The sequence below is a fragment of the Streptomyces sp. SGAir0957 genome, assembly GCF_043523415.1.
This window is the reverse complement of sequence record NZ_CP027293.1, coordinates 3,058,832-3,078,237: the sequence shown is the minus strand read 5'-3', so window position 1 is coordinate 3,078,237 and position 19,406 is coordinate 3,058,832. Positions and strand designations below refer to the sequence as shown.

Here is a 19,406-nt window from a genome sequence, read left to right as displayed (position 1 = left end):
GGCGAACTCACGGAACGTGCTGAAAGTGTTTGCCGTCGCAGGTCGGTTCCTGATCAGGAGGCATTTCATGTCGGTAGGCGAAGAGGTCCGCTCGGAGCAGGCGGGGTCACAGAAGAGCCTCAGTACATCCGCCGCGCGGAATCTGGCCACCACCAGCAAGTCCGCGCCGCAGATGCAGGAGATCAGCTCCCGATGGCTGCTGCGCGCGCTGCCCTGGGTGAACGTGAAGGGCGGCACGTACCGGGTCAACCGGCGCCTGAGCTACACGGTCGGGGACGGACGGATCACGTTCGTGAAGACCGGGGAACAGGTGCGGGTCGTCCCGGCCGAGCTGGGGGAACTGCCGGCGCTGCGCGGCTTCGAGGACCCCGAGGTCCTGAACGAACTGGCCCAGCGGTGCGTCCAGCGGGAGTTCGCCCCCGGCGACGTGCTCGCCTCCTTCGGGAGCCAGGCCGACCAGGCGTACCTCCTCGCGCACGGCCGCGTCGAGAAGATCGGGACGGGCCCCTACGGGGACGACGCGCGCCTCGGAGTCCTGGCCGACGGCTCGTTCTTCGGTGAACAGGCACTCCTCGACCCGGACAGCATCTGGGAGTACACGGCGCGCGCGATCACCGCGTGCACCGTGCTCGTGCTGCCCCGCCGCGACCTGGAGCAGGTCGCGGAGCGCTCCGACGCGCTCGGCAGCCACCTCCAGCATCTGCGCGCGATTCCGGAGCAGCGGGCCAACGACTACGGCGAGAAGGAGATCGACCTCTCCGCGGGCCACGTCGGCGAGGCCGTACTGCCCGGCACGTACGTCGACTACGAGTCGGCGCCGCGCGAGTACGAGCTGAGCGTCGCGCAGACCGTGCTGCGCGTCCACACGCGCGTGGCCGACCTCTACAACCACCCGATGAACCAGACGGAGCACCAGCTCCGCCTGACGGTCGAGGCGTTGAAGGAGCGCCAGGAGCACGAGCTGGTCAACAACCCCGAGTTCGGGCTGCTCAACAACTGCGAGTACGACCAGCGCCTCCAGCCGCACAACGGGGCGCCGACCCCGGACGACATGGACGAGCTGCTCAGCAGGCGGCGCGGGTCCAAGCTGTTCCTGGCGCACCCGAAGGCGATCGCCGCGTTCGGCCGGGAGTGCAACCAGCGCGGGCTGGTGCCCGAGAGCATCGACATGGGCGGGCACCGCATCCCGACCTGGCGCGGCGTGCCGATCTACCCCTGCGGCAAGATCCCGATCTCCGACGCGCGGACCACCTCGATCATCTGCATGCGTACGGGCGAGGAGGAGCAGGGCGTCATCGGGCTCCAGCAGACCGGCATCCCGGACGAGATCGAGCCGAGCCTGTCGGTGCGGTTCATGGGCATCAGCGAGCAGGCGATCATCTCGTACCTGGTGACCACGTACTACTCGGCGGCGGTCCTGGTGCCGGACGCGCTCGGTGTCCTGGAGAACGTCGAGATCGGCCGGTGGCAGTGACGCCCCGAGCGCGATCAGCCGTGTCCCCGCCCGGCAGGGCGGGTACACCCTGGGGGTACGCGCCCGACAGCAGCGGACCCGCCACCGTCCGCGCCCTCACCGGGGTGAGTTCATGACGCAGACGGCGGAGACGCGAGGGGCAGCGGGGCCTGCCGAGTCGAACACAGGGCGGACGAAGGCGGCGTTACCCTCGCCCGCGGTGCCCGGCGGAGCGGGCGTGGCCGGGCGCGGGGAGCCTGGCCCCGACGGGCGGGAGACCGCGGAGGCGGAGGTCATCCTGGCGCAGGCCAGGGCGTCGGTCGGGCCCGAACTGCGGCGGGCCGTCGAGCTGTTGCCGCAACCCCTACGCGGCGTCGCCCTCTACCACTTCGGCTGGGAGGAGGCGGACGGCACACCCGTCGCGGGAAGCGCGGCGAACGTCGGCAAGGCGGTGCGGCCGGCCCTCGTCCTCGCCGCGTCGCGCGCCCTCGGGGGGCGGGCGGAGCGGGTGGTACGGGCGGCGGCGGCCGTGGAACTGACGCACAACTTCACCCTGCTGCACGACGACGTACTGGACCGGGACGAGACGCGCAGGCACCGGCCGACCGCCTGGACCGTGTTCGGGGACGCCGACGCGATCCTGGTGGGGGACGCGTTGCAGGTCCAGGCCCAGCGGATGATCGCCGAGGATCCGCACCCGGCGGCACCGGCCGCGGCGGCCCGGCTCGCCGCGTGCGTCGTGGAACTCTGCGCCGGGCAGTCCACGGATGTGGCCCTGGAGCGGCGCGGGCCCCGGGACGTGTCGCTGGAAGAGACCCTGATCATGGCGGAGGCCAAGACAGGGGCGCTGCTCGGCTGCGCCTGCGCGATCGGTGGGTTGTACGCGGGCGCGGGCGAGGAGGAGGCCGCGGCGCTCGACGCGTTCGGGCGGGCGGCGGGCCTCGCCTTCCAGCTCATCGACGACATCATCGGCATCTGGGGCGACCCGGCCCGCACCGGGAAACCGGCCGCGGCCGACCTCGCCGTCCGCAAGAAGTCCCTGCCCGTCGTCGCGGCGCTCGCCTCCGGCGGACCGGCGGCCGAGGAACTGGCCGCGCTGTACGGGCCGCCCGGCCCCAAGAAGGAGAGCTCCGCAGAGCTGGAGGCCATCGCCCGGGCCGTCGAACGCGCGGGCGGCCGCGACTGGGCGCAGGCCCGCGCCGCGGACGAGATGGCCCGCGCCCTGGACGAACTGGCCCGGGCGGTGCCGGTGCCGGAGGCGGCGGGCGGGCTGCTGTCCCTGGCGGAGTTCGTCACGCGACGGGGGTACTGAGGCCGGGGCGGCCCCTGGGACGGCTGGGCTTCGCCCCTCACGGGCCCGCCGCGCCAGGGCTCGCCCCTCACGGGCCCGCCGCGCCAGGGCTCGCCCCTCACGGGCCCGCCGCGCCAGGGCTCGCCCCTCACGGGCCCGCCGCGCCAAGGCTCGCCCCACCCCATAGTCGCCCCCGGCAAGATCGCTTAGGCTGCCAAGTGCCAGCCGGGGAGTGTCGGTTGGCGGAGGGCGAGATGAGGGGACGATCGGCGTGGGTGTGGGGATTCGGCGGGCGCGGGCGGAGGAGCGGGACTTCGTCGTGGAGCTGCTCGACGAGGCGTTCATGGACGATCCCGTGAGCAGCTGGGTGTTCCCGGACGTGGAGCGCAGGCGGGCCCGGCACTCCTACCTCATGGGGGCGTTCACCGACGCCACCTTCGCCGACGGGTACATAGACCTCGCGGAGGACGGCACCGCCGTCGCCCTGTGGATGGACATTCCCGAGGCATCGGACGAAGGCCAGGGCCAGAGCCAGGACCAGGACGCGGGCGAGGACGGGCCCGCGCAGGTCCGTGCCGCCGTCGACCCCGACAACGAGCGGGTCGAGCAGATCGCCCGGCTGACCGAGGCCGCGCACCCCACGGGCCGGGCGCACGCCTACCTGTGGATGATCGGCGTCAAGCCGGAGCGGCAGGGCGAGGGCCTGGGCACCGCGTTGATGGCGCCCGTCCTCGAACGGTGCGACCGCGAGGGGCTGCCCGCCTACCTGGAGGCGAGCAACGCCCGTAGCCGTGCCCTGTACGAGCGGCTCGGCTTCGTGTTCACCGGGACCGCCGTCGACCTGCCCGACGGCCCGTCGCTGTGGCCCATGTGGCGGGAACCGCGGCGCGGCTGACCGCGGTTCAGGCGGGCGGCACGATCCGTTCCACCAGGCGTTCCACGATGCCGTCCGGCACTTGCACGCCCGGGATCGCGCCGTCCAGCATCCCCGGCATCGTCAAGGTCTCCAGGATGAGGCCGAGCATGCCCAGGTAGAGCAGGGTGATCTCCTCCGCGCCGCCGGGCAGTTCCGAGTCGGCGTTGAACGCGATGCCGAAGTCGAGATCCCCGCGGAGCGACGCCGTCAGGGACGCCCGCAGCGCGGGCCGGCGCGTCGCCTCCAGGCGCATCTCCATCATGGCCAGGAACCCGGTGCGGTCGCCCTGCACCCGGCCCATCAAGTTGTGCATGAAGGCGGTGACGAGGGCGCGGTCCCTCGGCCGTTCCAGGAGCTCCGCGACGGCCTCCGGGTCCGGCGCGAGCCGTTCGTGCAGCCATGCGTCGATCTGGGAGAGCAGGTCGTCGCGGTTGGCGAAGTAGTTGGACGCCGTGCCCGTGGGGACGCCCGCCGCCGTGTCCACCGCGCGGAAGGTCAGCCCGCGCGCGCCCTCGGCCGCGAGTACTCCGACGGCCGCGTCCACCAGGGCGGCCCGGCGCTCCGGGTTCTTCACCATGTCCTCGACTCCGTTCCGGTCCGTTCCGAGATCCTTGCACCCTTGCAACCACTACACCTGAAGTACTATAACTGCAGTGGTTGCGTACCGTCGCCCAATGAAGATCCAGCGAAATCCATCGAATCCAGCGAAAAGAGACCAGCTTGCGCAAGCTCACGTACTTCATCGCCGCCTCCGTCGACGGTTTCATCGGTGACGAGTCCGGTGACGGGATGATGTTCATGTCCTATGTCGACGAGGAGTTCCGGCAGTTCCTCGTCGAGGAGTATCCGGAGACCATCTCGTCGGAGGGCCGCCGCGTCCTCGGACTCGACGGGGTCGCGAACAAGAGGTTCGACACCGTCCTCCAGGGCCGCCGCAGCTACCAGGTGGGGATCGACGCCGGGCTGCTCAGCCCGTACGGGCATCTGCGCGAGTACGTCGCGACGCGCAGCCTCGCCGAGTCCCCGCACCCGAACGTCGAGCTGATCCACGACGACGTCGTCGGCAAGGTGCGCGCGCTCAAGGCGGAGGCGGGGGAGCTGGGCATCTGGCTCTGCGGGGGCGCGGAGCTGGCCGGGGTGCTCGCGGACGAGATCGACGAGCTCGTGATCAAGACGTATCCGGTGGTCTTCGGCGGCGGTATGCCCATGTTCGCGGGCCGGGCGTACGACCTCGCCGAGTTCGAGCTCGCGGAGAACCGCACCTTCGCGCAGGGCGCGGTCGTCCGTCGGTACATCAGGCGGCCCTAGCCCTTGGCGGACCCATAGATTGGCCCCCATGGCGATCGAACTGCTGCACCTCACCGAGCGCGCCCTGTGGGAGAGCGCTCGGGCGACCGGCGCGTACACGATGTCGACGCGTGGCAAGACCTTGGAGGAGGTCGGGTTCATCCACTGCTCGTTTCCGCATCAACTCCGCGCCGTCGCGGACATGTTGTACAAGGGCCAGGCGGCGGCCGGGGAGCTTGTCGTCCTGGTCGTCGACCGGACACGGGTCGACGTGCCGGTGCGCGTGGAGTCCGTGGCGCCGGGAGGCGAGGAGTTCCCGCACGTGTACGGGCCGCTGCCGGTCGGCGCGGTGACCGAGGTGCGGGAGTGGCCGCGTCCCCAGGACCGTAGCCAGAAGGAGCGCATGCTCGCCGGTGACCTCTACCTCGCCGACGACCCCGTTCTCACCGCCGACGCGCTGCGCGGTGCCGAGCTGGCCGAGCGGTACAACGCGAGCAGCGTCACCGACCTGCCGGCCCGCGGCGAGCTGCTGCGCGAACTCCTCGGCGAGGTCGGCGAGGACGTGGTGGTGCGCCCGCCGCTCTCCGTCGACTACGGGCAGTACATCAGCGTCGGTGCGCGGACGTTCGTCAACTGCGGGGCCGTCCTCCTGGACGTGGCGCCCATCCGGATCGGCGAGGACGTGCAGATCGGGCCGAACGTCCAGCTCCTCACCCCGACCCACCCCGTCGCCCCCGAGCCGCGCCGCGCCAAGTGGGAGGCGGCGAAGCCCATCACCATCGGCGACAACGTGTGGCTGGGCGGTGGCGTCATCGTCTGTCCCGGCGTCACCATCGGCGCGAACACGGTGGTGGGCGCCGGGTCCGTCGTCACCCGCGACCTGCCGCCGGACGTGGTCGCCGTGGGCAATCCCGCGCGGGTGGTCCGCAAGATCGGGGCGGCGGGGGAGTGAGACGCAGGGGGGCGGTGTGTGTCGCGGCCGCGGTCGTGGCGATCGGCTGCGCGGGCGGTGATGCCGGCGCGGGGGCCGGGCACGCCAGGAGCTGGGCGGACGGGACGCCGGTCGTGTGGTCGGACGACGACGTTCCGGAGCTGCCGATGGCCCGCTACGAGATGGCCGGGGGCGACGGGGACGCGTACCGGTCGATGGAGTCGGCGGCCGGACTGCTCGCGCAGCGGTGCATGGTCCGGCACGGTTTCGCCGACTTCCCCCGGGATCCGAGGCCGTTCACCATGGCCACCACGTTCACGTTGACGGCGGTCTCCGTGAGCACGGGCCCGGTCGGCTCCCACGACCTGGAGAGGGCCGGACGCTGGGGGTACGGCTGGGACCCGGACAAGAAGACCGCTCCGCGCGAGCACACCGGCCGGATGATGACCCGCGAGGAGTCCGACGTCTACTACGGCGACCGGCGCGCCGAGTACGGCGGCTGCTCGGGGGAGGCCTACCGGCGGATCCAGCGCGGGGTGCGTGACGTCAAGCGCATGTGGACGTATGTCACCGAACGCGAGTACGCCGTCGGCAAGCAGGCCGAACGGGATCCGCGTCTGCGCCGCGCCTACCGCACCTGGGCGGAGTGTGTGGTCGACAAGGGGTTCGAGCGGTACGCCGATCCCGCGGCGGCCTCCGCCGACAAGGCGTGGCGGCGCGGGCAGGACGGCAACACGGGGCACTCGCGGCGGGAGGTGGGCACGGCCGTCGCCGACATCGCGTGCAAGCGCGCCCACAACACGGCGGGGGTGTGGTGGGCGGTGACGGCGCGTCTTCAGCGCCGCGAGCTCGACCGGCACCGGGCGGCGTTCGACACCGTACGCGCGGACCGGGACCGGTTGCTCCGCAATGTGGCGGAGGTCAGGGAAGCGGGGTGACGGCCCGGCGGACCGACGCGGTCATCGCCGCCACGAACGCGTCGCGGGTCGCCGCGTCGAGGACGTGGAGCGAGAGGTACGGGTTCAGGTCCTCCAGCTCGACGAGGAGGAGGGCGCCCTCGCGGGTGCGGCAGGCGTCGACGCGCTGGATGCCGTACGGGAGGGCGTTCCAGTCGACGAAGTGCTGGGCGAACGCGCGGTCGGCGGCGGCCGGTTCGTACGGGCGCAGGTCCCAGCGGCGCTCCGGGTCGGGGGCGTACAGGGCGTACTGGAGCGTGCGGTCGACGAAGTAGAAGGAGACCTCGTGGACGAAGTCGATGCGGGGCTGGATCAGGAGTTCGACGTCCTGCGCGGCCGGGAGCGCGCGCGCCTCGGCCGGGTCCACGACGCGCAGCCCTATCGAGTCCGCGCCCCGCTTCGGCTTCACCACGTACGCGTCGGCCTCGGGGAGACGGTCGAGGTCGGCCGCGCTCTCGACCGTCGGGATCACCGGGTGGCCGGCGCGGGTCAGGTCCGGCAGATACTGCTTGCCCGCCATGTCGGCGCGGCCGGTCAGCGGGTTGTAGACGGTCGTGCCACGGGCGAGCGCCTCGGCGCGAAAGGCCGCGTACGCCTCTTGGTGGCCGAGTACCGGGCCGCTGTTGCGGACCACGACCCCGTCGAAGCCGTCCATGAGCGCGGTCGCGTCCAGGGGGTGGCAGAGCGCGAGGTCGAACGACGCGCGCAGACGTGAGGTGAGGAAGATGTCCTCGTCGCAGTAGCGGCGGCCACGCGCCTCGTAGGCGAGGTCGGTCACGTAGAGGACGCGGGGGCGGCGGGGCACGGGTCTCCTCGGGATGTCTACGCCGAAGGGGCCCGGCCGAGTTCGTCGGCCGGGCCCCTCCAGGTGGTCCGGGGCCCGCGGGGGTGCACCGCCCGCCGGTCACCTGAACCGGTGGTTCAGCAGCCCTGGTTCAGGCCGTGAAAGGCCGTGATCAGGCCTTCTTGGTCTCCCAGAAGATCTTGTCGATCTGGGCGATGTAGTCCAGCGCCTTCTGGCCGGTGGCCGGGTCCGTCGAGCCCTTGGCGGCCGAGAGGGCCTTCAGGGTGTCGTTGACCAGCTGGTGCAGCTCCGGGTACTTCTCGAAGTGCGGGGGCTTGAAGTAGTCGCTCCACAGCACCGAGACGTGGTGCTTGGCGAGCTCGGCGCGCTGCTCCTTGATGACCGTGGCGCGCGCCTGGAAGTGCGGGTCGTCGTTGCCGGCCATCTTCTCCTGGACGGCCTTGACCGACTCGGCCTCGATGCGGGCCTGGGCCGGGTCGTACACGCCGCAGGGGAGGTCGCAGTGAGCGCTGGCCTTCACCTTGGGGGCGAACAGGCGGGAAAGCATGTGCTGTCCTTCCTCGTGATCGTCTTCTCGGGTGCGACATTACTCCGTGGAGCACGGCTTTTCTCGGGTGCCCCCGGGGGCTTAGGCCAAAAGTCCAGGGTGACACTGGGACAGGTGGAGGATGTGACCGGCGGACGGAAACCGGGGAGGTCGGCAGATGCCCGAGACGATCGGGGAAGGGCGCGGGACGAAGGTGCCGTTTCAGATCATCGAGGTGGACGGTCCGTCCATGGTGCCGACGCTGTACCACGGTGACTGGATGCTGGTGCAGTACGGCGCCCGGGTGCGGCCCGGCGACGTCATCGTCCTGCGCCACCCCTTCCAGCAGGACCTGTTGGTCGTGAAGCGGATCGCCGAGCGGCGCGACGGCGGCTGGTGGGTGCTCGGCGACAATCCCGGGGCGGGCGGCGACAGCACCGTGTACGGGGTCGTGCCGGACGAGCTCGTGCTCGCCAAGGTGCGCGGGCGGCTGCGGCGGCGCAGGCCCTGGGCCGAGGGCGAGGGTCAGCGGTCGGTGACCGCCGTGGTGTCCTGGGCGCTGGGCGCGGTGCGGCCGGTGCTCTCGGCCCGGTCGGGCCGCTCGGCCTCCAGGCGTTTGCGGGCGCGGTAGGCGGCGACGTTGGCGCGGGTCGCGCAGCGGTCGGAGCAGTAGCGCCGGGAGCGGTTGGTGGACGTGTCCAGGTAGGCGTTGCGGCACGGCGCCGCCTCGCACAGGCCGAGCCGGTCCACGCCGTACTCGGTGAGGTGGAAGGCGAGCCCCATCGCGGCGATCGCGGCGTAGCCCGCCGTCGCGTTCGACGGGTGGTCGGCCAGGTGCATGTGCCACAGCGGGCGGCCGTCGTCGTCGCGGTGGTCGTGGCCGGAGATCTGCGGGCTCACCGGGAACTCCAGGAGCAGGGAGTTCAGCAGGTTCACCGCGAGCGTCTCGTCGCCGCCGTCCGCCGCCTCGAACACCGCGCGCAGACGGCCGCGGACGCTCCTGAACCGGGTCAGGTCGGCGTCCGCCGCGCGGCGGGCCGCCTCCTGGTTGGCGCCGAAGAGCGCGCGCACCGCGTCCACGGACGTCAGGCTGTCCTTGCCGCGGACCGGCTCCTCGGTGTTGACGAGGCGCACGGCATAGTCCGAGTAATAGGCCAGTTCCACTTGTAGTCCTTACGGGGGCGGTCTATCGTCAGGGCGGGAGCGGGTAATGCTCGTATTGGCTTTCAGGGTATTACGCGTGGCGTGACACGGGACGACACGGAACGACACGGGGCATCACGCACACGATGCCCGTACGGGAGGGCTTCATGACCGAGACCGCCGAGACCGCCGAGACCGCCGCCGGCACCGACTGGCACGCCTGGCAGCAGAGCTGGGACCGGCAACAGGAGTGGTACATGCCCGACCGCGAGGAGCGGTTCCAGGTGATGCTCGACATGGTCGAGGCGTGCGTCGGGCGAGCGCCCCGCGTCCTCGACCTCGCCTGCGGCACCGGCAGCATCACCGCGCGGCTGCTCGCCCGCTTCCCGGAGGCGACCAGCGTCGGCGTCGACCTCGACCCCGCGCTGCTCGCCATCGCACGCGGCACCTTCGAGGGCGACACGCGCGTCCGCTTCGTCACCGCCGACCTCAAGGACCCGCACTGGACCGAGGCGCTGCCGCACACCGCGTACGACGCCGTGCTCACCGCCACGGCCCTGCACTGGCTGCATTCCGAACCCCTCGCCACGCTCTACGGTCAGGTCGCCGGAGTCGTCCGGGACGGCGGCGTCTTCATGAACGCGGACCACATGATCGACCAGACGACGCCCCGGATCAACGCCGCGGAGCGGGTCCTTCGGCATCAGGTGATGGACTCGGCGAAGGCGGAGGGGGCGCTCGACTGGGCCGCCTGGTGGGAGCTGGCCGCGCAGGATCCCGTTCTGGCCGGGCCCACGGCACGGAGGTTCGAGATCTACGGGGAGCACGCCGACGGGGACACGCCCTCCGCGGGCTGGCATGTGGAGGCGCTGCGGCGGGCCGGCTTCTCGGAGGGGCGGGCGGTGTGGGCTTCGCCGTCCGATGCGATGGTGCTGGCGCTGCGGTGAGGTGACGGTCGCGTCCGCGGGGGGTGGGGTTCGTCGCGGGGCGCGGCTCGCGACGTGGCTGGTCGCGCCGTTCCCCACGTCCCTGAGGGCTTGCGGCTGCGCCGCGATGCCCTTGCCGGTTGCGTCGTCGGCTGCCGCGCCGCGGTGGCTGGTCGCGCCGTTCCCCGCGCTCCTGGAGCATGCGGCTTCGCCGCAGCCCCATGGGCCCCTGAGATGGTGCACGTAGTGCGCATCTCAGGGGCGCGGGGAACTGCGCGACCGGCCACGACGAGAGTCGCGGTGAAGGATGCGCCCGGGAAGGGGGGCCCGGGGTCCATGACCCCGGGCCCCCCTTCCCGGTTCGCCGGGACGGCTAAAGCACCTTGGAGAGGAAGGACTGCGTCCGCTCGTGCTGAGGGTTCGTCAGAACATCGCGCGGGTGCCCCGATTCCACGACCACGCCCTCGTCCATGAAGACCAGGCTGTCGCCGACCTCACGGGCGAAGCCCATCTCGTGCGTGACGACGACCATCGTCATGCCGGACTCGGCAAGGCCGCGCATGACATCGAGGACGTCACCGACCAGCTCGGGGTCGAGCGCCGACGTCGGCTCGTCGAAGAGCATCAGCTTCGGGTCCATGGCCAGCGCCCGGGCGATGGCGACGCGCTGCTGCTGGCCGCCGGAGAGCTGCGAGGGGTAGTTCTTCGCGCGGTCGGCGAGCCCGACCCGTTCGAGGAGCTGCCCCGCCTGCTCGCGGGCCTGGGCCCGGGAGACGCCCTTGACCTGGACCGGCGCCTCCATGACGTTCTCGAGGGCCGTCATGTGCGGGAAGAGGTTGAAGCGCTGGAAGACCATGCCGATGTCCCGGCGCTTGAGGGCGACCTCGCTGTCGCGCAGCTCGTAGAGCTTGTCGCCCTTCTGGCGGTAGCCGACCAGTTCCCCGTCCACGTAGAGGCGACCGGAGTTGATCTTCTCCAGGTGGTTGATGCAGCGCAGGAACGTCGACTTGCCGGAGCCCGAGGGGCCGATGAGGCAGAAGACCTCGCCCTGCTTGACCTCCAGGTCGATGCCCTTGAGGACCTCGACGCTGCCGAAGGACTTGTGGACGCCCTCGGACTTGACCATGGCCGTGGCGGCGGAGCCGGTGGTGCTCATGCCGTGCCTCCCTTCGGGCGGCCGACGACGGTGCGCAGGCGCTGCAGCGGGGTCGGGGGCAGCGAACGGGACGTGCCGCGCGCGTAGTACCGCTCGATGTAGTACTGCCCGACGCTGAAGATCGAGGTGAGGACCAGGTACCAGGCGGCGGCCAGGAAGTACATCTCCACCGTGGAGGCGGACGACTGGCCGATGTCGGAGGCCACCTTGAACAGGTCGAGGAACTGCACGGCCGAGACGAGCGAGGTCGTCTTCAGCATGTTGATGACCTCGTTGCCCGTGGGCGGCACGATGACGCGCATGGCCTGCGGGATCACGATGCGGCGCAGGGTCTTGGAGTGGCTCATGCCGAGCGCGTGCGCGGCCTCGGTCTGGCCCTCGTCGACGGCGAGGAGGCCGGAGCGGCAGATCTCGGCCATGTACGCGGCCTCGTTGAGGCCGAGTCCCAGGAGCGCGGTCAGCAGCGGGGTCATGAACGAGGACCAGTAGTCCTTGTAGATGAACCCGAGGTTGATGTACTCGAAGACGAGGCCCAGGTTGAACCAGATGAACAGCTGGACCAGGACCGGCGTGCCGCGGAAGAACCAGATGTAGAACCAGGCGATGGTGCTGGTCACCGGGTTCTTCGACATCCGCATCACCGCGAGGACGATGCCGCCCACGATGCCGATGATCATTGACAGGACGGTCAGTTCGAGCGTCTTCCCGACGCCGGTGAGGACCCGGTCGTCGAAGAAGTAGTCGGGGATCGTGCCCCACTCGATCTTGCCCTGCGAGAACGCGTAGACGATGGCGCCGAGCAGCGCCAGGGCGACGGCCGCGGACACGTAGCGGCCCGGGTGCCGCACCGGGATGGCCTTGATGGCCTCCGGCGGGGCACCCGCGGACGCGCTGTCCGCGGGCTCGTTCGCCTTGCTGAGGGGTGGAGTCATGGGTGGTGCCTTTCAGGCCTGTCAGAGTGCCCGTCAGAGGGGAGAGGCCCGCCGCCGGTTCGGGGACGGGCCGGAGTGACAGGGGTCAGGAACCACCGTTGATCTTCGACTCGGTGACGGCGCCGTCGTCGACGCCCCACTTCGCGATGATCTTCTTGTACTCGCCGCTCTTGATGATCTCGGTCATGGCGGCCTGAAGGGCGTCGCGCAGCTGCGTGTTGTCCTTGGCGACGGCGATGCCGTAGGGGCCCGCCTCGACCTGGTCGCCGACGATCTCGAAGTACTTGCCGCCGCCGGACTTCTTCACCGAGTACGCGGCGATCGGGTAGTCGGCGGAGACGACGTCGGCGCCCTTGGAGCGCATCCGGGTCTCGGCCTCCGGGTTGGTGGCGAAGTCCTCGACCTTCAGCGCCTTCTTGCCGTCCTTGGCGCACTTCTTCGCCTGCTCCTTGGCGAGGTCCTGCGAGAACGTCGCCGTCTGCACGGCGATCGTCTTGCCGCACAGGTCGTCCCAGGTCTTGATCCCCTGGTCGTCGCCCTTGTTGGTGTACAGCGAGACGCCCGCGGTGAAGTAGTCGACGAAGTCGACGCCCTTGCCGACCTTCTTGCCGGTGTCGCTGTCGATGCCGTTCTGGCGGTCCTTGGTGTCCGTCATGGCCGACATGGCGATGTCGTAGCGCTTGGAGGCGAGACCGCCCACCAGGTCGGCGAACTTGCCGTTCTGGAAGTTGAACTCGACACCCAGCTGCTTGCCGAGCGCCGCCGCGATGTCCGGGTCGATACCGACCGCCTTGCCCGAGTCGTCCTTGTACTCGACGGGTGCGTACGCGATGTCCGAACCGACGTTGATGACGCCCTTGTCGCGGATCTGCGCGGGCAGCTTGTCGGCGAGCGGCGCGGACTTCGAGGAGCCCGAGGCGGAGGACGAGTCGTCGTCCTTCGACTTCGTCTGGTCACCGCAGCCCGTCAGCAGCAGGGCGCCGGCGACCGCGATCGCGCCGACCGCGGCTATCCGGGACTTCGCGGAATTCGCGGTCGTGCGACGGGTGGTGCTTGCGGTCATGGTGGTGTCCTCCGGCGGAATGGGTGGAGATGCCGTTCGGTCGCCTGGGCACACACCTTCGGGTGTCGCGACCTCGTGCGATGACGTGCGATGACGGCATCTTGCCATTCGGACGGGCCGCCGTTGGGGGTCGATGATGTCAAAATCGGATAACAGGTCCGCCAAGACGGCCAACACGGCGGCGCATCACGGTGCATGGGACCGCATCATCTGCGGGCCCGTCGCGCGGCGGCGGGAAGATCTCCGGCGAACCGCCCGTCGTCTCACTCTTTGAACCGCCGCCCAGCGGACGTCGAGCCCGAGTTGAGGACTTGTCCACATATTCGGCTATGAGTCATGTCACCGGGCTGTGATCGATCACGTATGGGGTCGTCCGCACCCTGCTCCGTCGGGTAAGAAGGTTCTTTACACCCCTCATCCGGGGCTCAGGGCGCGCGTGCGGCGCGCCCGTCGTGTACGCACCTGTGCGGCGGTTCCCCCACAGGAACCGACTGGGGCGTACGCGGTGCCCGCCCGCTCCTCAACCAGGAGCGGACACCCTCACCTGATTCAGAATTTAAGGGGTAAGACAAGTGGCAGCGGAGATCGTCAATCCTCGCAGCGACAGCGGTACCGGCACCGAAGGCAGCAGCGACCTCGCCGATCCCTTCGATCCGGCGTTCGCACTGCACCGGGGCGGCAAGATGGCCGTGCAGGCCACCGTGCCGGTCCGTGACAAGGACGACCTGTCCCTGGCGTACACGCCCGGCGTCGCGAAGGTGTGCAGCGCGATCGCGGAGCAGCCGGAGCTCGTCCACGACTACACGTGGAAGTCGAGCGTCGTGGCCGTCGTCACCGACGGCACCGCCGTGCTCGGCCTCGGTGACATCGGCCCCGAGGCGTCCCTCCCGGTGATGGAGGGCAAGGCCATTCTCTTCAAGCAGTTCGGCGGCGTGGACGCGGTGCCGCTCGCCCTCGCGACGACCGACGTGGACGAGATCGTCGACACCGTCGTCCGGCTCGCCCCGTCCTTCGGCGGCGTCAACCTGGAGGACATCTCGGCGCCGCGCTGCTTCGAGATCGAGCGCAGGCTCCAGGAGAAGCTCGACATCCCGGTCTTCCACGACGACCAGCACGGCACGGCCGTGGTCACCCTCGCCGCGCTGAAGAACGCGGCCCGGCTCAGCGGCCGCACGCTCGGTGAGCTGCGCGCCGTGATCTCCGGCGCCGGTGCGGCGGGTGTCGCCATCGCCAAGTTCCTCCTCGAGGCGGGGCTCGGCGACGTCGCGGTCACCGACCGCAAGGGCATCGTCAGCCGCGACCGCGAGGACCTCACCGCGGTCAAGCGCGAGCTGGCGGAGATCACCAACAAGGCCGGTCTCACCGGCTCCCTGGAGGACGCCCTCGCGGGCGCCGACGTCTACATCGGCGTCTCCGGCGGTACGGTCCCCGAGGCCGCGGTCGCCTCGATGGCGCCGGGCGCCTTCGTCTTCGCGATGGCCAACCCGAATCCCGAGGTGCACCCCGACGTCGCCCACAAGTACGCGGCCGTCGTCGCGACCGGGCGCTCGGACTTCCCGAACCAGATCAACAACGTGCTGGCGTTCCCGGGGATCTTCGCGGGCGCGCTGCAGGTCCGGGCCTCGCGGATCACCGAGACGATGAAGATCGCCGCGGCCGAGGCGCTGGCCTCCGTGGTCGGCGACGACCTCTCCGCCGAGTACGTCATCCCGTCGCCGTTCGACGAGCGGGTCGCTCCCGCGGTGACGGCGGCCGTGGCGGCGGCTGCTCGGGCCGAGGGTGTCGCGCGACGCTGAGCGTTGGTTCGTGAAAAAGGCCCCGCCGACGGCGGGGCCTTTTCCTTGCTTCCTTGCTTCCTTGCTTGCCCGTCTGCCCGCCTGCCCGTCTGCCCGCTTGTCACGGTGTCCACAGGACGTGTGTCACAGGCGGAGGTGGTTCCCCGGCCCGTGCCCGACGCCTATCGTCAAGGTCATGTTCGCCGCCTATGCCGCCCGCATCGACCGTGACCAGCCGCTGAACGGCCTGGAGTTGGGGGAGCGGCCCGCCCCCCGGGACCGGCCCGGCTGGACCACCGTGAACGTCAAGGCCGCCTCCCTCAACCACCACGACCTCTGGTCCCTGCGCGGCGTCGGGCTCGGCGAGGAGGCGCTGCCCATGATCCTGGGCTGCGATGCCGCCGGCATCGACCGCGACGGCAACGAGGTCGTGCTCCACTCCGTCATCGGGCAGACCGGTTACGGGGTCGGGCCCCGCGAAGGCCGCTCCATCCTCACCGAGAAGTACCAGGGCACCTTCGCCGAGCAGGTCACCGTCCCCGAGTGGAACGTGCTGCCCAAGCCCAAGGAGCTCTCCTTCGAGGAGGCCGCGTGCCTGCCGACGGCCTGGCTGACCGCCTACCGGATGCTCTTCACCAACGCGGGCGTGCGTCCCGGCGATTCGGTGCTCGTGCAGGGTGCGGGCGGCGGTGTCGCCACGGCCGCGATCGTCCTCGGCAAGGCCGCCGGGCTACGGGTCTTCGCCACCAGCCGCGACGAGGCCAAGCGCAAGCGCGCGCTTGAGCTGGGCGCCGTCGAGGCCGTCGAGTCCGGGGCGCGGCTGCCGCAGCGGGTGGACGCCGTGATCGAGACGGTCGGCGCCGCGACCTGGTCGCACTCCGTCAAGTCGCTCAAGCCCGGCGGCACGCTGGTCATCTCCGGCGCGACCAGTGGACCCAGCCCGAAGTCCGCCGAGCTGAACCGCATCTTCTTCCTCGAACTCAAGGTCGTCGGCTCGACGATGGGCTCCAAGGACGAGCTGGAGGACCTGCTGGCCTTCTGCGCGGCGACCGGGGTGCGGCCCGTCATCGACGAGACGCTGCCGCTGGACCGGGCGCGGGAAGGGTTCGAGAAGATGGCGGGCGGGGAGCTGTTCGGAAAGGTCGTGCTGACCGTCTGACCGCCTGACCGCCTGGCCGCCTGGCCGCCTGGCCGCCTGACCGCCTGGCCGCCTGGCCGCCTGGCCGCCTGGTCGTCTGAGCAGGTAGGCGGGGCCGGAGGTCATCGGGAAGGGGCGCTGTGGCGCCCCTTTTTCATGTCGCCCTTGTCAACTCCGGTTGACGTCGGCGGCGCTGTCAACCTACATTGACAGCATGACCGAGGCTACAGATCTCGCCGAGCAGGCGGGCGCCCGCGACCCGCGCGTCGGGCTGCGCTCCGTCGCCGCGCTGCGACGGCTGCTCGAGCAACTGGAAGCGGTACAGGTGCGCAACGCGCGCCAACAGGGCTGGTCGTGGCAGGAGATCGCGGCCGAGCTCGGAGTCAGCCGACAGGCCGTGCACAAGAAGTACGGGAGGCGATGATGTTCGAGCGGTTCACCCAGGGCGCCCGTGACGTGGTCAAAGGCGCCGTCACCCACGCGGAACGCGAACGCGCCCCGCACATCGACGAGGGACACCTGCTCCTCGCGATCCTCGACGCCCGCGGCACCCGGGGCTCCTTCGCCCTGGGCGCGCTCGGCGCGGACGCCGAGGGCAGGCGGGCCTCGATCGGCGAGGCGCTGCGCGCCGCGCGCCGCCGGGCCGGGCTCAGCCAGGCCGACACGGAAGCCCTGGCCGGGCTGGGGATCGACGTGGACGAGATCGTCGCCCGCGTCGAGGAGGCCCATGGCGTCGGGGCGCTGAGCGGGAACCGTCGCCTCGGCGGGCGGCGCCCCTTCACCAAGGAGGCCAAGGGCGTCCTGGAGTCGTCCCTCCGCATGGCCCTGGCCCACCACGACCGCGCGATCGGCGACGAACACCTCCTGCTCGCGCTGGCGGCCCGCCCCGGCATCGCGAGCGAGGCCCTGGCCGGGCACGGGGTGACGGTGCCGGGGGTGGAGCGGGTGCTCTACGGGGGCGGCGAGGCGGCGACCGGCTGAGCCCCGGCCCCGCCGCCTTCCGGGTCCAAACCCCGGTCCCGCCTCCGGCGCCGGGTTCCAGCCCCGCCAGCCACCGGTGCTGAGCCCTCGCCCCGCCGACTTCCGGGTCAGACCTTCGGCGTCCGCAGCAACCCCGTGATGCGGGTCGCCGCCTCCGACAGGTGGGTCCTGGCCGCTCGTACCTGGTCCTCGGTGACTCCGTGGTCGCGGGCCGTGTCGCGGATGTCGTCCCTGAAGCGGTCGAGGAGGCGGTCCAGGTCGCGGGCCGGGTCGCCGGTGGAGTCCTCCGTCGTCCAGGACGGGACGTACTCCGCCGCCACCTTGTCCGACGCCGGACGGTACGCGGGCTCCGCGTCTGGGCCCGGGGCCGGGGCCGCAGCCGGTGCCCCGAAGTCCTTGCCGAAGTTCCTGCCGAACTCGCCGAACTCCTTGGCGAGCTCGGACAGCCCCTCCCGCACGCCCGTCGGCCAGTCGCCCCGCGCGAAGTGGTCCTGCACCTGGTCCTGCACCCGCTTGGCCATGCGCTGGAACTCGTCCTGCGCCTGCGCCCGCACCTTGTCCTGTGTCTCCTTGGCCTGGCGGCGCGCCCGCTGGGCCTCCTCGCGGGCCCGGCGGCTCTCGTCCTTCGCGCGCCGCGCCTGCTCCTTCCACTCCTGCTTCGCGCGGCGCAGCTCCTCCTTGGCGGTGCGCCAGGACTCCTTGTCGGTGAGGTCCATGAGGTCGCTCAGGTCCGGCACCGGGCCGCCACGGGTGCCGCGCGTCTGGGAGGCGGCCGCGCGGACCTCGCGGCGCAGGTCGCCCGCCGCGCCGCGCACGTCGTCCCGGATCTCCGCGGCCAGCTCGGCGACGGACTCGCGGATCTCCAGCTCCAGGTCGGCCAGTTCACCGCTGCGGTCGGCCAGCTCGGCGCGGCCCGCGTCGGTGATCGCGTACACCTTGCGGCCGCCCTCGGTGGTGTGGGTGACCAGGCCCTCGGACTCCAGCTTCGCCAGGCGCGGGTAGACCGTGCCCGCCGACGGCGCGTAGAGCCCCTGGAAGCGCTCCTCCAGGAGGCGGATCACCTCGTAACCGTGGCGCGGCGCCTCGTCGAGGAGCTTGAGGAGGTAGAGGCGCAGACGGCCGTGGGCGAAGACGGGAGGCATGTCAGAGCACCTTCTTGTCGGCGGGAGCGGCGGCGGAGGCGGAGGCGCTGGTGTCGGCGTCGGCAGCCGCATCGGCGGCGTCGTCGCCGGGCGCAGGGGCGGCGGGTTCGTCGTCCTCGCCCGGCGGCCTGCGCAGCAGCGCGATCGAGCCGGAGACCGTGGTCGCCTTCAGGGTGCCGGTGCCCGCGCCGAGGCGGCCGGCGATCTTGTGGGCGCCCCACTGGCCGGAGACGCGGAGCCCCTCGAAGGCGTTGGAGACCGCCCCGCTCGCGGTGTTCGCCTCGACCTCGGTGTCCGCCGGGTGCGGGATGCGGATGGCCACCTCGCCGGAGACGCTCGTCAGGGCGACGTCCGTGGGGCCCGCCGGATCCAGGTCCACGATCATCGAACCGCTGACGGTGTCCGCCTTCAGGGACGAGCCGGAGCCCTCCAGGACGGTCAGGTCGCCGGAGACCGAGTGGAACCGGAGGTCGCCGGTGACCGCCTGTGCCTCGACGCCGCCGGAGACCGTGCTGGTGCGCACCGGGCCCGTGACACCGACCAGCGTGGTGTCGCCGGTGACGCTCTTCACCTCGGTGCGGCCCTCGATGCCGGAGACGACGGCGCCCGCGCCCACCGCGCCCAGCTCCACCCGGGTGCCGCTCGGCACGGCGAGCGAGACGACCGCGCTGCGGTGCCAGCCCTTGCGGTCGAGCCACTTGAGGAAGTTCTTCCAGGGAAGGTCGTCATAGGCGACCGTGAGCGTGCCGCCCTCCAGCGTGACGCGCAGCGGCGGCCCCTCGATCTCCGACACCTCGAGGCGGGCGGAGCCCTCCTCCGTGCCCACCACGTTCACCGTGCCGTTCACGATGCGTACGTGCAGGGCCGTCACCCGCTCGTCGAAGGCGAGCTTCCGCGGCTCCGCGACGGACCACTCGGACATGGTGCGACCTCCTCCGGAGCGAACGCGCCATATCGCGTCCTCTGCTCAACACGATATATCGCG

21 protein-coding genes and 1 pseudogene are annotated in these 19,406 nt (G+C 71.3%); 13 read left to right on the top strand and 9 right to left on the bottom strand.

Annotated elements, in window-relative coordinates; genetic code table 11:
* Positions 1–67: 67 nt before the first annotated feature.
* From C1N81_RS18695 to C1N81_RS18685, 3 genes are all read left to right on the top strand, one after another.
* On the top strand, positions 68–1,474 hold the full coding sequence (locus C1N81_RS18695) for a family 2B encapsulin nanocompartment shell protein (RefSeq protein WP_394430543.1): 1,407 nt from the start codon (positions 68–70) through the stop codon (positions 1,472–1,474).
* A gap of 112 nt (positions 1,475–1,586) precedes the next feature.
* The gene (locus tag C1N81_RS18690) at positions 1,587–2,765 is read left to right on the top strand and encodes a family 2 encapsulin nanocompartment cargo protein polyprenyl transferase (RefSeq protein WP_394430540.1); all 1,179 of its coding nucleotides are present in this window, start codon (positions 1,587–1,589) and stop codon (positions 2,763–2,765) included.
* A gap of 250 nt (positions 2,766–3,015) precedes the next feature.
* Entirely contained in the window at positions 3,016–3,639 is a 624-nt protein-coding gene (locus tag C1N81_RS18685; RefSeq protein ID WP_394430538.1) for a GNAT family N-acetyltransferase, read from the top strand.
* Between the two features lie 7 nt (positions 3,640–3,646).
* On the opposite strand, the gene C1N81_RS18680 is transcribed toward C1N81_RS18685, so the two are convergent.
* Positions 3,647–4,237, bottom strand: coding sequence for a TetR/AcrR family transcriptional regulator (locus C1N81_RS18680; RefSeq protein WP_394430536.1), 591 nt, complete (start codon positions 4,235–4,237; stop codon positions 3,647–3,649).
* Positions 4,238–4,380: 143 nt separating this feature from the next.
* Between C1N81_RS18680 and C1N81_RS18675 the strand changes: the two genes are divergently transcribed.
* The 4 genes and pseudogenes from C1N81_RS18675 (at position 4,381) to C1N81_RS18660 (ending at position 6,816) form a co-directional block, all read left to right on the top strand.
* A complete protein-coding gene (locus tag C1N81_RS18675) occupies positions 4,381–4,968 on the top strand; it encodes a dihydrofolate reductase family protein (RefSeq protein WP_394430534.1) in 588 nt (195 codons plus the stop codon).
* A 28-nt stretch (positions 4,969–4,996) separates the two neighbouring features.
* A pseudogene (locus tag C1N81_RS18670) lies at positions 4,997–5,317 on the top strand (DUF952 domain-containing protein); the annotation flags it as partial.
* Positions 5,318–5,350: 33 nt separating this feature from the next.
* The gene (locus C1N81_RS18665; protein ID WP_394438051.1) at positions 5,351–5,899 is read left to right on the top strand and encodes a sugar O-acetyltransferase; all 549 of its coding nucleotides are present in this window, start codon (positions 5,351–5,353) and stop codon (positions 5,897–5,899) included.
* 14 nt (positions 5,900–5,913) lie between these two features.
* Positions 5,914–6,816: a hypothetical protein gene (locus C1N81_RS18660; RefSeq protein ID WP_394430532.1), complete on the top strand. Its 903-nt coding sequence runs from the start codon at positions 5,914–5,916 to the stop codon at positions 6,814–6,816.
* Here the strand turns inward: C1N81_RS18660 and C1N81_RS18655 are convergent.
* Both C1N81_RS18655 and sodN read right to left on the bottom strand, forming a co-directional pair.
* Entirely contained in the window at positions 6,800–7,639 is an 840-nt protein-coding gene (locus tag C1N81_RS18655; protein ID WP_394430530.1) for an ATP-grasp domain-containing protein, read from the bottom strand. The genes C1N81_RS18660 and C1N81_RS18655 overlap by 17 nt on opposite strands.
* 151 nt (positions 7,640–7,790) lie before the next feature.
* On the bottom strand, positions 7,791–8,186 hold the full coding sequence (gene sodN / locus C1N81_RS18650; RefSeq protein WP_365511445.1) for a superoxide dismutase, Ni: 396 nt from the start codon (positions 8,184–8,186) through the stop codon (positions 7,791–7,793).
* A 157-nt stretch (positions 8,187–8,343) separates the two neighbouring features.
* On the opposite strand from sodN, the gene sodX reads away from it, so the two are divergent.
* On the top strand, positions 8,344–8,796 hold the full coding sequence (gene sodX / locus C1N81_RS18645; RefSeq protein ID WP_394430528.1) for a nickel-type superoxide dismutase maturation protease: 453 nt from the start codon (positions 8,344–8,346) through the stop codon (positions 8,794–8,796).
* On the opposite strand, the gene C1N81_RS18640 is transcribed toward sodX, so the two are convergent.
* Positions 8,691–9,329, bottom strand: a complete 639-nt coding sequence (locus C1N81_RS18640; protein WP_394430526.1) for a CGNR zinc finger domain-containing protein — start codon at positions 9,327–9,329, stop codon at positions 8,691–8,693. The two genes, sodX and C1N81_RS18640, sit on opposite strands and share 106 nt — an antisense overlap.
* A 146-nt stretch (positions 9,330–9,475) precedes the next feature.
* Here C1N81_RS18640 and C1N81_RS18635 point away from each other — a divergent pair, with 146 nt between their 5' ends.
* Positions 9,476–10,255: a class I SAM-dependent methyltransferase gene (locus tag C1N81_RS18635; RefSeq protein WP_394430524.1), complete on the top strand. Its 780-nt coding sequence runs from the start codon at positions 9,476–9,478 to the stop codon at positions 10,253–10,255.
* Positions 10,256–10,607: 352 nt separating this feature from the next.
* Here the strand turns inward: C1N81_RS18635 and C1N81_RS18630 are convergent, their stop codons facing one another.
* The 3 genes from C1N81_RS18630 to C1N81_RS18620 form a co-directional block, all read right to left on the bottom strand.
* Positions 10,608–11,360 carry an amino acid ABC transporter ATP-binding protein gene (locus C1N81_RS18630; protein WP_394438049.1) on the bottom strand — a complete coding sequence of 251 codons (753 nt, stop codon included), beginning with the start codon at positions 11,358–11,360 and terminating at the stop codon, positions 10,608–10,610.
* Positions 11,361–11,386: 26 nt separating this feature from the next.
* Complete coding sequence (locus C1N81_RS18625) at positions 11,387–12,322, bottom strand: amino acid ABC transporter permease (protein ID WP_394430522.1); 936 nt, start codon at positions 12,320–12,322, stop codon at positions 11,387–11,389.
* A gap of 85 nt (positions 12,323–12,407) precedes the next feature.
* A complete protein-coding gene (locus tag C1N81_RS18620) occupies positions 12,408–13,385 on the bottom strand; it encodes an ABC transporter substrate-binding protein (RefSeq protein WP_394430520.1) in 978 nt (325 codons plus the stop codon).
* A gap of 572 nt (positions 13,386–13,957) precedes the next feature.
* On the opposite strand from C1N81_RS18620, the gene C1N81_RS18615 reads away from it, so the two are divergent.
* The 4 genes from C1N81_RS18615 (at position 13,958) to C1N81_RS18600 (ending at position 17,279) form a co-directional block, all read left to right on the top strand.
* Positions 13,958–15,181, top strand: coding sequence for an NAD(P)-dependent malic enzyme (locus C1N81_RS18615; protein WP_394430518.1), 1,224 nt, complete (start codon positions 13,958–13,960; stop codon positions 15,179–15,181).
* A 175-nt stretch (positions 15,182–15,356) separates the two neighbouring features.
* Positions 15,357–16,319, top strand: coding sequence for a zinc-binding dehydrogenase (locus C1N81_RS18610; RefSeq protein ID WP_394430516.1), 963 nt, complete (start codon positions 15,357–15,359; stop codon positions 16,317–16,319).
* Between the two features lie 193 nt (positions 16,320–16,512).
* The gene (locus tag C1N81_RS18605) at positions 16,513–16,722 is read left to right on the top strand and encodes a helix-turn-helix domain-containing protein (RefSeq protein WP_394430514.1); all 210 of its coding nucleotides are present in this window, start codon (positions 16,513–16,515) and stop codon (positions 16,720–16,722) included.
* On the top strand, positions 16,722–17,279 hold the full coding sequence (locus C1N81_RS18600) for a Clp protease N-terminal domain-containing protein (protein WP_394438048.1): 558 nt from the start codon (positions 16,722–16,724) through the stop codon (positions 17,277–17,279). Before C1N81_RS18605 ends, C1N81_RS18600 begins: the two co-directional genes overlap by 1 nt.
* 107 nt (positions 17,280–17,386) lie before the next feature.
* Here the strand turns inward: C1N81_RS18600 and C1N81_RS18595 are convergent, their stop codons facing one another.
* Together C1N81_RS18595 and C1N81_RS18590 are read right to left on the bottom strand one after the other, a co-directional pair.
* Positions 17,387–18,421 (bottom strand): helix-turn-helix transcriptional regulator, encoded by a 1,035-nt coding sequence (locus tag C1N81_RS18595; protein ID WP_394430512.1) that lies wholly within the window; start codon positions 18,419–18,421, stop codon positions 17,387–17,389.
* A 1-nt stretch (position 18,422) separates the two neighbouring features.
* Positions 18,423–19,343: a DUF4097 family beta strand repeat-containing protein gene (locus tag C1N81_RS18590; protein WP_394430511.1), complete on the bottom strand. Its 921-nt coding sequence runs from the start codon at positions 19,341–19,343 to the stop codon at positions 18,423–18,425.
* Between the last annotated feature and the right edge of the window lie 63 nt (positions 19,344–19,406).